Genomic DNA, 12774 nt, shown 5'->3' with positions numbered 1-12774 from the left:
ATTATTAATTAACAACGTGCCGTACCTCGCCCTGCCCGTGTGCACCCACATCGGTCAGGCGTGCCGGGCCGGCATAATGCACGTACCCGTGACCGACGTGCTGAATGGCAATAGTATCGGTAGCGTAAAGCCGAATGTTGCCGTGCGCCGCGTTGCGGATATTAAGGTGCCCGGCGACCAATTCGCTGGCATCAAGGTCGCCGTGCGAAGCGGTACGGAGCGTGGCCTCGGTGGCCCGGCCGCGCAGGATAATGTTGCCGTGGGCGGCGGCTTTGACGAGTAGTTTGGGGGTTTCCAGGGTGAGGTCGGTGTCGCCGTGGGCGGCAATTTTTACCGTCAGACTGTCGGCGGCCAGCAGGGCGTTGGCGCAACGCACGGTGCCCTGGCTGGCCACGTCAAGGTGGTCAATCTGGCGCAGGTACACTGTGATACGGAGCTGCGTGTAAGCGGGGCGGCGCAGCTTGTCCTCAGTGGTAACGTAGAGCGTGCGGCCGGCGTTAGTCACACCCACGTGCTCGAGCAGGTTGTCGTCGGCTTCGACAACGACCTTCTCCTCATCGCCCTGGACTAATTCGACGTGGCCGTGCACGCTCAGGTGAAGGCGGGTAAACGAGCTAACGAGCTGCGTGCGCACCGCCAGGATGCCGCTGCCCTGAATTTGCATAAGCTGACGAAGTTGTTTGAAAGAAAGCATTTTATAGAGCGAAATAATTAATCGGGAAGGATAGTGCAGGCGTAACCATTGGCTTGTAGAACGGCCGCTACGGCGGGCGCATCGGGTGGCCCGGCGGGGCTTTGCACGCGCAGAATCCGGTCGCAGTCGTCGAGGTCAAAATTGATGCGACAAGCCGGAAACTGCGTCTGCAACTGGCGCAACAGCTCGGCGGCGGTGCGGTGGTCAGGTACGTTGGTCTGGAAAACTTCGACTTCGGACATAAGCAGCGGGCCCGGCTGGTGAGAAAGCCAATGACGCTGCAAAATTCCGGTAGAGCGGCGGCCAGCCGGTTATATTTACCGGAGTCAGATGTACAGAATTGGCGCCCGGCAGGGTGGTGGCCGCAGAAAATCCGTTTAATGTAAACGCCACTCCGTTTGCCGTAAGCAACGGCCGGGGCGCCGGCCGCACCTTTGTGCTGCTTCTCACCTCGGCGGTTGGCTAACCGGCGGCCATTCCTCAACCCTTCCTTGCCATGCCCCTGGAAGTCCGCCACCACGATACCCGGCAGCTGCTGCATCAGAACGGCTACGTTGCCAACGACTTCCATAGTGCCGAACTGGTGGAGCAGACCCGCGACGTGGACCTGCCCACCGGCCGCGGCCACCTGGCGCACTGGTACTTCGAGGGCATCCGCATGGCCTACGCCCGCTGGCACTACCGCCAGCCCTTCGCCGCCGAGTGGCACACCGACCTCGACGTAGTGCACCTGCATTTCAACCTGCGCGGCCGCACTACCATCGAAAACCACCGCGCCGGTTTCACCGCCCAGCTAGCCAGCTACCAGCATAACCTGTGGTACGCCAATGGCTTCGAGGGCTTGATTCGTAGCGAAGAGTTGGAAGAAGAAACCTTCATCCTGCAATTCACCAAACCCGCTTTTCTGGCCCTGGCCCAGCAGGCCAATGAGCCACTCCGCCGCTTCTGCGAGGCCGTGCTGGCGGGCCAGCAGCGGCTGCTGAGCGAGCAAAGTCTGTCGCTGGGGCTGGCCTTGCACACAGCCATCCGCGAGGTGCTGGGCTGCCGCTTCGTGGGGCCGCTCAAGAAGCTGTTTCTCTACTCCAAAGCCCTCGAAATCCTGGTGCTGCAGGCCGAGGCCTTCGAGCAGGCGCAGGGGCCGCGCCGCCACGTTCGCAGCGACTACGACCGCGAGCGGCTGCTCTTTGCCCGCGACTATCTCATTCAGCACCTGGCCCTGCCGCCTAGCCTGCCCGAGCTGGCCCGCGTGGCGGGGCTCAATGAATTCAAGCTCAAGGCCGGCTTCAAGGAGTTATTTGGCCAAACCGTTTTCGGCTACCTCAGCGACTACCGCCTCGCCGATGCCAAAGCCCAGCTGCTGGAACGCCGGAAAACGGCCAGCGAGCTGGCTTTTGAGCTAGGGTATTCGTCGGTGCAGCATTTCAGCACGGCGTTTAAGAAAAAGTTTGGCGTGAGCCCGACGCAGCTGCGGTAGAGACGCAATAGTTGGAGTCTCGTCGTTGAACGAAACCCCTTTGCTTATTTAACTAACGGCGCGCACGACGAGACTTCAACTATTGCGTCTCTACCTCGTTCAAACTTAGCAGCGGAATCAAGGTTTTAGACATCTTACATCCGTGTAGCATGTCCACTCTCCGCCTTTCCGTTCTCGACCAGTCGCCCATCCGCCCCGGCGCCACCGCCCGCCAGGCCCTGCTCGAAACCACCGCCCTGGCCCAGCTGGCCGACCGTCTCGGCTACCACCGCTTCTGGGTGAGCGAGCACCACAACACCCATACCCTGGCCGGTTCGGCGCCCGAAGTGCTTATTGCTCACCTCGGCAACCATACCCAGCGCATCCGCCTGGGCTCGGGCGGCGTGATGCTGCCGCACTACTCGGCCCTGAAAGTGGCCGAAAACTTTCGCCTGCTCGAAACCCTTTTCCCCGGCCGCATCGACCTGGGTTTGGGCCGCGCCCCCGGCGGCGACCGGCTTACTGCCTACGCCCTCAACCCACACAATAAATTCGAAGACAAAGAGTTTGCCGAGCAGCTCATGGACCTGCAGGCCTATCTGCGCGACGACCGGGTGCCCGAAACCATCCATGAGCGGGTGATGGCCATTCCGCAGGCTGCCACCGTGCCTGCCCTGTGGCTGCTGAGCTCCAGCGGCCAGAGCGGCCTGTTTGCCGCCCATCTCGGCGCCGCATTTTCCTTCGCCCAGTTCATCAACCCCAACGGTGGCCCGGCCGCCGTGGCGCAGTACCGCCAGCGTTTTCGCCCCTCCGCCGAACTGCCGGAGCCTGAGGCCAATCTGGCCATTTTCGTGCTCTGTGCCGACACCGAGGAAAAAGCCCGCCAGCTGCGCGCCGCTACCGATTTGCAGCTCCTGCGCTTTGGCAAAGGCGAGCGGCTGACGTATCCCAGCGCCGAAGAAGTGGCCGCTTACCAGTTCACGCCTGAGGACGAAATTCACCTGGCCCGCAACCGCAACCGCGTGGTGAGCGGCACCCCCGAGCAGGTGCGTAAGCAGCTCACGAAGCTGGCGGCCGATTATGATGTTGATGAGATTGTGGTGGTTACCATCACGGCTGATTTTCAGGACCGGCTGCGCTCGTATGAGTTATTGGCGGAAGCTTTTGCGTTGCCCCAAGCGGTAGGAGAGGCCGCGCCGGCACTTAGCGAAAGCTGACCTGCTACCCGTTATGAGCTGGAGTAATCTGGCCTTAATCAAAAGCCCTTAACGTCGTGTTGAGGGCTTTTTGTGTGATAGACAGTTTATTAATGAAGGAAAGCGGCCGGCTGGCTAAAGCAAATTGATAGCAAACAAAAAATTTGTTTGTACAGCTTCTAAATAAGGTAGACCTTTGCGGTAGTTTTGAATTGTTCTAAATAGCCGATGCGCCCAATTTTCCTCTCTTTGCTTCTTTCCAGCAGCCTGTTGCCTACCGTAGGCCTGGCGCAGCACCATGCTGCTCACGAAGGCCACCAACGCGGTGCGGCCGCCATGGGCACCGTGGAAGGCCGGGTGCAGCTGACGGGAGGCGAGGATGCCAGCCACGTATCCATTCTGGTGAAAGGGACGCAGCTGGGCACCAGCCCGGCCGCCGATGGCAGCTTCCGCCTGAGCGCGCCTGCTGGCTGGCAGGTGCTCACCATCAGCTGCCTGGGCTGTGTGCCCCAGGAGTTAACTGTGGAAGTGAAGCCCGGCCGCGTGGCCACGCTGCCACCCATCGCGCTGGCCAAAGGCGAGCAGCAGCTGACGGAAGTGACTGTGATGGGCAACAAAAGCCTCAACCAGCGCCCCGCCACCATCGGCAAGCTGCCCGTGGCCCCGCTCGACCTGCCGCAGAGCGTGGTGACGGTGGAGCGCGAGGTGCTGGAGCAGCAGCAGGCCCTGCGCCTGAGCGACGTGCTGACCAACGTGGCCGGCCTGTACGTGACCAGCACCACCGGCGGCACCCAGGAAGAGCTGGGCAGCCGCGGCTTCGCCTACGGCTCCAACAACACCTTCAAAAACGGCGTACGCTTCAATAACGGCGTAATGCCCGAGGTAAGCTCGCTCGAGCGCATGGAAGTGCTGAAGGGCAGCGCCGCCATCCTCTACGGCAACGTAGCCGCCGGCGGCGTGCTGAACCTAGTAACCAAGAAGCCGCTTTTTGAGCGCGGCGGCTCGGTGGGGCTGCGCGCAGGCAGCTTCGGCTTCGTGAAGCCGACGTTTGACGTGTACGGCGCCGTGGGCCAGAGCAGCAAAGTGGCCTTCCGCCTGAACGGCACCTACGAGCGCAGCGACAGCTACCGCGACGAAGTGAAGTCTAACCGCGTGTACGTCAACCCCTCGCTGCTTTTCCGCCTCACCCCCAAAACGGAGCTGGTGCTGGAGGGCGACTACCTGCGCGACAACCGTACGCCGGATTTCGGCATCGGCGCCATCGACTACAACATTCTGGAGTCGCGCAGCCGCTTCCTGAATGTGCCCGGCGCCACCAATGCCACCCAGCAAACCAGCGCCACCGCCACTATCACCAGCCGCCTGAGCGAGGCCTGGCAAATCCGGACAGTGGGCGGCTTCCAGCGCTATGATAATGAGCTGCGCAGCGGCTCGCGCCCCGTGGGCATCAACAACGGCTTCCGTCCGGCGCGCGGCACTGCGGGCACGCCTAGCTACGTGGCGCCCACGCCCAAAGCCGCCCTCTACGGTAACATGCTCCGCAGCCTCAACCGCACGGAAACGGCCGAAAACTACTTCTTCGCCCAGGCCGACCTGACGGGCACCTTCCGCACGGGCTTCCTGGGCCACACGGTGCTGCTGGGGGCCGATGCTGACCAGTATGCCACCAACGCCCTGACCTACATTGCCCAGCCCTACGATTCCATCAACGTGCTGGACCGTAGCCGGATGCTGGGCGCCCCGGCCAAGCCCGTGACCAGCTTCGACCAGCTGCGCTACAACACCCGCACGCAGGGCAACACCCGCCGCGCCGGCTTCTACGTGCAGGACCTCATCAGCCTCGGCGAGCACGTGAAAGTGCTGGCCGGCCTGCGCTGGAGCTACCAGGAAACCCCCAGCGACGTGTACACCTACCCCAGCCTGACGGCCACGTCGTCGGCCGTGACGGTGCGGGAAAACCGCCGCTACGACAATGCTTTCTCGCCGCGCCTGGGCCTGGTGTACCAGCCCATCAAAACCAGCTCGGTCTTCGCTTCCTACTCCAACTCCTTCACGCCTAACACCGGCATCAGCCCGGATGGCGCGCCGCTGGCGCCGTCGCTCATCGACCAGTACGAAGTAGGCATCAAAAACGACCTGTTCAAGGGCGCGCTGTCGGCCAACGTGACGGCCTACCGCATCGTGAACAGCAACCAGGCCCAGACTATCCAGCAGTTTCTCGGCGCCGGCGTGGAAAACCCCGCCTGGAATAAAAACAACCCCACCGCCCAGGAGCTGGCCGGCGAGGTGACCAGCAAAGGCGTGGAAGTGGATGTGCAAAGCAAGCCCCTACAGGGCTGGTCGCTGATTGCCGGCTACAGCTACAACCACACGTCCTACACCAAAAGCAACCTCTACGAAACCGGCAGCCGCCTGCGCTACAACCCCGCTCACACCGCTAACCTTAGCGCGTTCTACAGCTTCGGGCAGGCCTTCGGTAGCAGCACCTTCCTGCGCGGCCTCTCGGCCGGCGTGACGGGCTACTACGTGGGCGACAAGCTGGCCGGCCGCAACACCCGCCAGGTCGACGCCAGCACCGGCCTGCCCTTCACCGATACCTTCCGCCTCATCAGCATCCCCGATTATTTCCTCTTCGATGCCTCGCTGGGCTACGCCTACAACCGGTTTTCGGTCCGCGTGAAGCTGGCTAACATCCTCGACGAGCTGAGCTACAACCTGCACGACGACAACAGCGTGAACCCCATTGCACCGCGCAACTTCTCGGCCACGCTCAGCTATAAGCTGTAATCTTTGCTTGTAAATTAATTGCACCGTTTGCCGGCCTTTCAGCGCTGGCGAGCGGTGCAATTGGTTGTTTAACCGGGCTGTCAACTAACCTTCATTCATAAACCCCGATGACTCCGCTCAAAGCCACTATTCGCACTATTCACCTCTGGCTGGGCCTGGCCACCGGCTTGGTACTGGTTTTTGTGTGCCTGACGGGCTGTATTCTGGCGTTTGAAAAGGAAATCGAGCAAAGCTGGCATGCCGAGCGCTACTTCGTGGCGCCCGCCACTACTGCGCCGCTGCCGCTGGCGCAGCTGGTCGCCGCTGTGCAGGCCGCCAAGCCCAAGGCCAAAATCGGCGGCCTGAAAGTGTACGCCGACCCCACCCGTACCGTGGAAATCAGCCTCGCCGGTGGCCTTGGAGGTAAGGGCGGCGCGGGCCGGGGCCGCCCAACTGCCGAAAGCCCCCGCGGCGAGCGGCTTGAGCGGGCCGCTGGCCCCGAAGGCCCCGGCAAAGGCAAGGGTAAGGGCGGCAAAGGTGACGCCGGCCCGCGCCTGTTTGTGAATCCATACACGGCCGCTATCACCGGCGAGCTTAATCCGCGCGACAACTTTTTTCACACCGTGGAGCAGCTGCACCGCGGCCTGGTAGCTGGCCCCACGGGCAAGCTGGTGATGGGCATTAACTCGCTCATATTCGTGGTGATTCTGACGACCGGGCTGGTGCTGTGGTGGCCGGCCACGCGCAAGGCCCTCACGCCGCGCCTGCGCATCAAGTGGGGCAGCAGCTGGAAGCGCCTCAACCACGATTTTCACATCGTGCTGGGTTTCTATACGGCGGTATTTCTGCTGATTATGGCGCTGACGGGCGTAGGCATGTCCTTCGATTGGGCCAATAAAGTGCTGGGTGCCGTCACGGGCACACCGCTGAAGCGGCCCGAGCCGCCTACCTCAACTCCTATCGGCAGTGCTGCTCTGGCCTTCAGCCCCGATGCGCTGCTAGCCTGGGCGCGGCAGCAGGCCCCGCAGGCTCAATACTACAGCCTGCAGCTGCCCAAAGAGCCCACCGGCAGCATCCGGGTGGCCATGCTGCCGGCTGGTGCCCTCACCGACAATGCGACCGACGAAGTGTACCTCGACCAGTATTCGGGCCGCATTATTAGCCAGCAGCCCTACACCGGGCGCAACCTGGCCCAGCGTGTGCGCGGCCTCTACAAACCTATTCACACGGGCGCCATTTTCGGCCTGCCCTCAAAGGTGCTGGCGTTGGTAGTGAGCCTGCTGGGGGCCACGTTCCCCATCACCGGCACCGTCATGTGGCTCAACCGCACCCGCAAAAGCCGCAAGAAACAGCCGGCCCTGCAGCCGGCATAAGCCACTTACTGGCTAAACGTTTCCCAGCCCAGCTTGAGGATAAACGCCCCCACAATCACCAGAAACAGCACCCGCACGAAGCCGGTGCCGCGCCGCAGGGCCATGCGCGCCCCCAGCGTAGAGCCCAGTACGTTGCATACCGCCATTGGCAGGGCTACGTGGTAGAGCACCTGGTCGGTAGCCACGAAATAGGCCAGGCCCACCAGGTTGGTAGCCACGTTCACCAGCTTGGCCGAAGCCGAGGCGGCAATGAAGTCGTAGCCAAATACGCCCACGAAGGCAAACAGCAGCAGGCTGCCCATGCCCGGCCCGAAAAAGCCGTCGTAAAACCCCAATGCCGCGCCCAGCAGCAAGCCAGCCAGCAGCTCGCGCCGGCCGTGCAGCCGCGGGGCGTGCAGGCTGCCGAAATCCTTGCGCCAGAGGGTATAAATGGCCATCAGCACCAGCAACGCCAGCACCAGCGGCTTCACTAGCTCCTTGTTCAGCCCGCTCACGGCACGGGCGCCCAGCAGGGCAAAAGCCCCCGCTGCCACGGCCATCAGCCCGACGCTGCGCCAGCGCAGGGGCACGGCCGTAGGCCCGCTCAGGTAGCGGCGCAGTGCCGCGGCGGTACCCGCAATGCTTGATAACTTGCCGGTGCCCAGTACCGTGGCCACGGGTACGCCCGGCAGCAGCACCAGCATCGCCGGCAGCTGAATTAAGCCGCCCCCGCCCACCATGGCATCGATAAAGCCGGCCAGGAAGGCGAACAGGGCAAGTAGTAGAAGGGAGGCTGTCATCCAAAAAGAACTGTCATGCTGAACACAGTGAAGCATCTTCTCACGTCTAACGGGTCGTTCTGACGTGAAAAGATGCTTCACTGCGTTCAGCATGACAGGCGGTTTTTTACTTAAAATGGCGGCTCCTCGAATTTGCTGATGTTGCCCTTCGGGAACGGCACCGGCGACTCGTTAATCTTGGAACCCAGGCGTATCGTGTTCGGTGCAAAGCCGCCGCCCGCGCCCGGCTCGTCGTCGAAACTGCTGCTGGGCAGGGCGCCCGGCGTGTAGCTGCCGCCTCCAAAGCCGCCGTCAAAGCCTCCGCTGCCTTCTAGGTCGCCAAACTTGGTGTACTTGCCGATAAACTTGAGCTGCACTGTTTCCAGCGAGCCGTTCCGGTGCTTGGCGATGATGACTTCGCCCACGCCCTGCGTCGAGTTGCCTTCGGCGTCCTGGTCGAGGCCGTAGTACTCCGGCCGATAGAGGAAGATTACCATGTCGGCATCCTGCTCGATGGAGCCCGATTCGCGAAGGTCACTCAGCTGCGGGCGTTTCTCGCCGCCGCGCGTCTCTACCGAGCGCGAGAGCTGCGACAGGGCCAGCACGGGCACATTCAGCTCCTTGGCAATACCCTTGAGGGCCCGCGAGATACTGGCAATTTCCTGTTCGCGGTTGCCGCCCCGGCCGTCGGTGTTGCCGCTCATTAGCTGCAAGTAGTCAATGATAATCATCTGCACGTCCTTCTGCGAGCGCAGGCGGCGGCACTTGGTGCGCAACTCTCGGATACTCAGGCCCGGCGTGTCATCAATGTAGATGGGCGCGGCCGAAAGGTCGGTAATCTTGTGGTTGAGCTGCTGCCACTCGTAATCCGCTAGGCTGCCCTTTTTGATTTTCTCCGAATCCAGTTCCGCCTCGGCCGAAATCAGACGATTCACGAGCTGCAGCGACGACATCTCGAGCGAGAAGATGGCCACGGCCCGCTTGTGCTCGACGGCCGCGTTGCGCATAGCCGATACTACGAACGCCGTGTTGTGCGTCACCGTCATATCCTGCAGCAGAAACAGGCGGTTACCGTCAATCTCGAAGCCGTAATAATCGTCTTCTTTATCAAATTCGACCGAAATGCCGGTTTGGCGCCAGTTCACTTTGCTAGCCCAGGTATTCGCCTTTTTGCGGGCCACGCGCACCGGAATGCGGTCAATATCACCATAGAAGCGCACGCGCCATACCTCGCTTTCGTAGCCAATTTTGGAAATCACCGCCCGCTTTTTAGTCAGCGACGTGCGGAAGCCCAGCGAGTCGCAGATAAACTTAATCTGGCGGGCCAGCTTCTCGTTCTTCTGCGTGATTTCGTAGCCGTTGCTCACCACGTTGAGGTGGCCGTCGCTGTCAATCAGGCCTGCCAGCAGGCGCAGGCGGTTCTCGGTCGAGTTGATGGCGTAGGCGCGGGGAATGTGCTTGTTATCGAGCACACCCAGCTGCCGCAATTCGTCCTGCAACGAGTATTCGGCAATGTTGCCGCCCTGCCGCCCGCGCGTGATGCCATAGCTATTGCAACGGTTTTCCACCACGCCCACAGTCACCTGCATACCCAGCTCAGCGGCATATTCATGCAGATAGTCAATGATTTCCTGGTCCTGGCCCGTGATGCGGCAGTTGCTGCTGGCGCCATCGCCCAGCCATACGCCCAGAAAATACGGGTCGATAGGAAGCTCCTCAACCGCAAATTCCACGGGTACTTTATAGCCCTTGTAATTGGAGCGGAATTTCGGCCCTTTTGCTAGCCAGTCCTTCACGGTGATGTTCAGCACATCGCCATGGTGGTGCGGACCTTCATTGCGCGAGCGTTTCAGCGACAGGATGTGGCTCTCATTCACGCGGTAATCGTCGCCCTTGTTCTGCCGCACCCAATACATGTTTTCGCGGCCGCGGGCAATACTTTTCACCCGGCGCGGGGTCGAGTCGTCGCCCATCAGCAGGTCGCCGGGCAACACGTCCTCTACCTTGCGCAGGTCGCCGTTGTACATCAGTACCAGCGTGCCTTTGCCTAGGCATTTTCCCATGCCGGGCCGGGCAGCAATAATCACAAGGTCAGAAGGTTGCCAGCCGCTGGTAACGCGGTCCAGAGCGGTGAAGCCGGACGGCACGCCCGTCAAGCCATCCTTCTGGTTTTTCTTTTCTTCCAGCTCCTTGATGGCCTTGCCCATCAAGGAGCGCATGTCGTCGAAGTTCTTGCGGATGTTCGATTCTGAAACTTCAAACAGCGCTGCCTCGGTGGTATCAAGAAGGTTAAATACGTCGGTGGTGTCTTCGTAGGCGTCGCGCAGTACATCGTTGGCCACCGTAATCATGGCGCGCTTGATGGCCGACTCGGTCACGATGCGGGCGTGGTATTCCACGTTGGCGGCCGAGTTCACCTTCAGCGTCAGGTTGGCCACGTAGAAGGGGCCGCCCGCCGCCTCCAGCGCGCCCATCTCGCGCAGCTCCTGCACCACGGTGAGCTGGTCGATGGGCTCCGACTTATCGAAGAGGTGAATAATGGCCTCGTAGATAAGCTTATGCGAGGCTTTGTAGAACGAATCGGGCTTGAGCAGGTCGATGACCGAAGTCAGGGCGTCTTTCTCCAGCATGAGCGCGCCGAGCACGGCCATTTCCAGCTCGGGCGCCTGCGGCGGCAGCTTGCCAGTGGCGCTGGCGTTGGATAGCACCAGGCCATTGGCCCCCCGGGAGCCCCAGGCAGCTTTGGCGCGGGCCCCCGCTTGTTTTACCCGGTCGTCCATTTTGTCTAGCATCTGATAGTGAAATAATTATAGTAGAAAGCAGGAGGGCGATGGGCTGCCGTTCCAAATGGAGGCGACAAACCGAATAACAAAGCTAACCCCGAAAGGATGGAAAAAAATGCGGCCCGGGCGGCTTTCTTGGGCCGCGTCGGGCCCGGCGGCGGCCGGGGTTTTGTACTTTCGCAGCCCGGTATTTTCAATTTCCGGTCGCTGGTTTGGCTTGCGCCTTCCTTCGGGTCTGGTTTCTTGTTTTTTGGCATTGAAGAGAAATTTTCTGCGTCATTTACCTGGAAAAACCGTCTTAAAATTCTGCGGTTGCTCTTCTGAAAAAACCGCTTTTCTTTCGTCATTCGCTCCGTGTCATCCGTTTCTCAGCCCGCCGTTCCCGAAGCCATTCACCTTATTGCCGTGGGAGGCAGCATCATGCACAACCTGGCGCTGGCGCTGCACCAGCGCGGCACCCGCGTCACGGGCTCCGACGACGAGATTTTTGAGCCCGCCCGCTCGCGGCTGGCTGCTGCCGGGCTGCTGCCTGCGCAGGAAGGCTGGTTTCCGGAAAACATTCACGCTGGCCTCGCGGCCGTGATTGTGGGCATGCACGCCCGCCCCGATAACCCCGAACTGCTCCGCGCTCAGGAGCTGGGGCTGAAAGTGTATTCCTTCCCCGAATACATCTACGAGGCTAGCCGCGACAAGCAGCGCATCGTCATCGGCGGCTCGCACGGTAAAACCAGCATTACAGCGTTGATATTGCACGTTTTGCGCTTCCACGGGCGCAAGTTTGACTACGCCGTGGGAGCACAGCTGGCGGGCTTTGATTTGATGGTGCAGCTGACCGACGACGCGCCCATCATCATCATTGAGGGCGACGAATACCTGTCGTCGCCGGTCGATAGGCGGCCCAAATTCCACCTCTACCAGCACCACATCGGCGTTATTTCCGGCATCAGCTGGGACCACATCAACGTCTTCCCGACCGAGGAAATCTACCGCGAGCAATTCCGCATTTTCGCCGACATGACGCCCAAGGCCGGCGTGCTCATCTACGACCGCGACGACGAGCAAACCCAACTCATTGCCGTGCCCACCAACCCCGACGTGACCTACATCGGTTACGGGCCACACGAGCACGTCATTCGCAACGGTAAAACCTTTCTGCTGAACAAGAAGGACGAGGAAGTGGCCATCCAGGTGTTTGGCGCGCACAACCTGCGCAACATCTCGGCCGCCAAAGAAGTCTGCAAGCAGTTGGGCATCAAAGGCAAGGATTTCTTCCGCGCCGTGGCCTCTTTCCCCGGCGCCGCCCGGCGGCTGGAGCTGGTGCAGGAGGGCGCCACTTCGGTAGTGTACAAGGATTTTGCCCACGCGCCCTCCAAGCTCAAAGCCACGACCAACGCCCTGAAACAGCAGTTTCCGCAACGCCGGCTGGTGGCCTGCCTGGAGCTGCACACCTTCAGCTCGCTCAACCCCGCGTTTCTGCCGCAGTACGCGCACTGCTTTGATGCGCCCGATGTGGCGGTGGTGTATTTCAACCCCCACGTGCTGGAACACAAGCGCCTGCCGCCGCTGGCCGCCGCCACCGTGGCCGAAGCCTTCCAGCGCCCCGACCTGAAAGTCATCACCGACAGCGCCGAGTTGGCCGCCTTCCTGCGCGGCCAGCAATGGGATAACGCCAACCTGCTGCTGATGTCGTCCGGCACCTTTGACGGGCTGGATTTGACTGGTCTGGCTGCCGAAATCACCGCTTAAGCCAC

Annotated in this window: 9 protein-coding genes; 5 read left to right on the top strand and 4 right to left on the bottom strand. The window is 61.4% G+C overall.

The genetic code is table 11. The annotated features are described in order from the left end of the window. Positions 1 to 4 precede the first annotated feature (4 nt). Both Q5H93_RS13520 and Q5H93_RS13515 read right to left on the bottom strand, forming a co-directional pair. Entirely contained in the window at positions 5 to 664 is a 660-nt protein-coding gene (locus tag Q5H93_RS13520; RefSeq protein ID WP_305007078.1) for a head GIN domain-containing protein, read from the bottom strand. Between the two features lie 47 nt (positions 665 to 711). Beyond that, positions 712 to 936: a hypothetical protein gene (locus Q5H93_RS13515; protein WP_305007077.1), complete on the bottom strand. Its 225-nt coding sequence runs from the start codon at positions 934 to 936 to the stop codon at positions 712 to 714. A 254-nt stretch (positions 937 to 1190) separates the two neighbouring features. On the opposite strand from Q5H93_RS13515, the gene Q5H93_RS13510 reads away from it, so the two are divergent. The 4 genes from Q5H93_RS13510 (at position 1191) to Q5H93_RS13495 (ending at position 7482) form a co-directional block, all read left to right on the top strand. Continuing rightward, positions 1191 to 2168, top strand: coding sequence for a helix-turn-helix transcriptional regulator (locus Q5H93_RS13510; protein WP_305007076.1), 978 nt, complete (start codon positions 1191 to 1193; stop codon positions 2166 to 2168). A 149-nt stretch (positions 2169 to 2317) separates the two neighbouring features. Continuing rightward, positions 2318 to 3364, top strand: coding sequence for an LLM class flavin-dependent oxidoreductase (locus Q5H93_RS13505; protein ID WP_305007075.1), 1047 nt, complete (start codon positions 2318 to 2320; stop codon positions 3362 to 3364). 228 nt (positions 3365 to 3592) lie between these two features. Next, a complete protein-coding gene (locus Q5H93_RS13500) occupies positions 3593 to 6130 on the top strand; it encodes a TonB-dependent receptor (protein ID WP_305007074.1) in 2538 nt (845 codons plus the stop codon). Positions 6131 to 6237: 107 nt separating this feature from the next. Next, the gene (locus tag Q5H93_RS13495; protein ID WP_305007073.1) at positions 6238 to 7482 is read left to right on the top strand and encodes a PepSY-associated TM helix domain-containing protein; all 1245 of its coding nucleotides are present in this window, start codon (positions 6238 to 6240) and stop codon (positions 7480 to 7482) included. Positions 7483 to 7487: 5 nt separating this feature from the next. Here Q5H93_RS13495 and Q5H93_RS13490 read toward each other — a convergent pair whose 3' ends face one another. Together Q5H93_RS13490 and dnaB are read right to left on the bottom strand one after the other, a co-directional pair. Next, on the bottom strand, positions 7488 to 8261 hold the full coding sequence (locus Q5H93_RS13490) for a sulfite exporter TauE/SafE family protein (RefSeq protein WP_305007072.1): 774 nt from the start codon (positions 8259 to 8261) through the stop codon (positions 7488 to 7490). 110 nt (positions 8262 to 8371) lie between these two features. Continuing rightward, positions 8372 to 11032, bottom strand: a complete 2661-nt coding sequence (gene dnaB, locus Q5H93_RS13485) for a replicative DNA helicase (protein WP_305007071.1) — start codon at positions 11030 to 11032, stop codon at positions 8372 to 8374. A 345-nt stretch (positions 11033 to 11377) separates the two neighbouring features. On the opposite strand from dnaB, the gene Q5H93_RS13480 reads away from it, so the two are divergent. Then, the gene (locus tag Q5H93_RS13480) at positions 11378 to 12769 is read left to right on the top strand and encodes a UDP-N-acetylmuramate--L-alanine ligase (protein WP_305007070.1); all 1392 of its coding nucleotides are present in this window, start codon (positions 11378 to 11380) and stop codon (positions 12767 to 12769) included. The last annotated feature ends 5 nt before the right edge of the window (positions 12770 to 12774 follow it).

Origin of the sequence: Hymenobacter aranciens (assembly GCF_030580865.1) — a bacterium.
In the GTDB taxonomy this organism is placed as follows: Bacteria; Bacteroidota; Bacteroidia; order Cytophagales; family Hymenobacteraceae; genus Hymenobacter; species Hymenobacter aranciens.
This window is presented reverse-complemented; position numbering and strand designations above follow the sequence as displayed.

Coding starts and splice junctions, on each gene's coding strand:
- Q5H93_RS13495 (WP_305007073.1), top strand. CDS start 6,238: ATGACTCCGCTCAAAGCCACTATTCGCACTATTCACCTCTGGCTGGGC.
- Q5H93_RS13520 (WP_305007078.1), bottom strand. CDS start 664: ATGCAAATTCAGGGCAGCGGCATCCTGGCGGTGCGCACGCAGCTCGTT.
- dnaB (WP_305007071.1), bottom strand. CDS start 11,032: ATGCTAGACAAAATGGACGACCGGGTAAAACAAGCGGGGGCCCGCGCC.
- Q5H93_RS13510 (WP_305007076.1), top strand. CDS start 1,191: ATGCCCCTGGAAGTCCGCCACCACGATACCCGGCAGCTGCTGCATCAG.
- Q5H93_RS13490 (WP_305007072.1), bottom strand. CDS start 8,261: ATGACAGCCTCCCTTCTACTACTTGCCCTGTTCGCCTTCCTGGCCGGC.
- Q5H93_RS13505 (WP_305007075.1), top strand. CDS start 2,318: ATGTCCACTCTCCGCCTTTCCGTTCTCGACCAGTCGCCCATCCGCCCC.
- Q5H93_RS13515 (WP_305007077.1), bottom strand. CDS start 936: ATGTCCGAAGTCGAAGTTTTCCAGACCAACGTACCTGACCACCGCACC.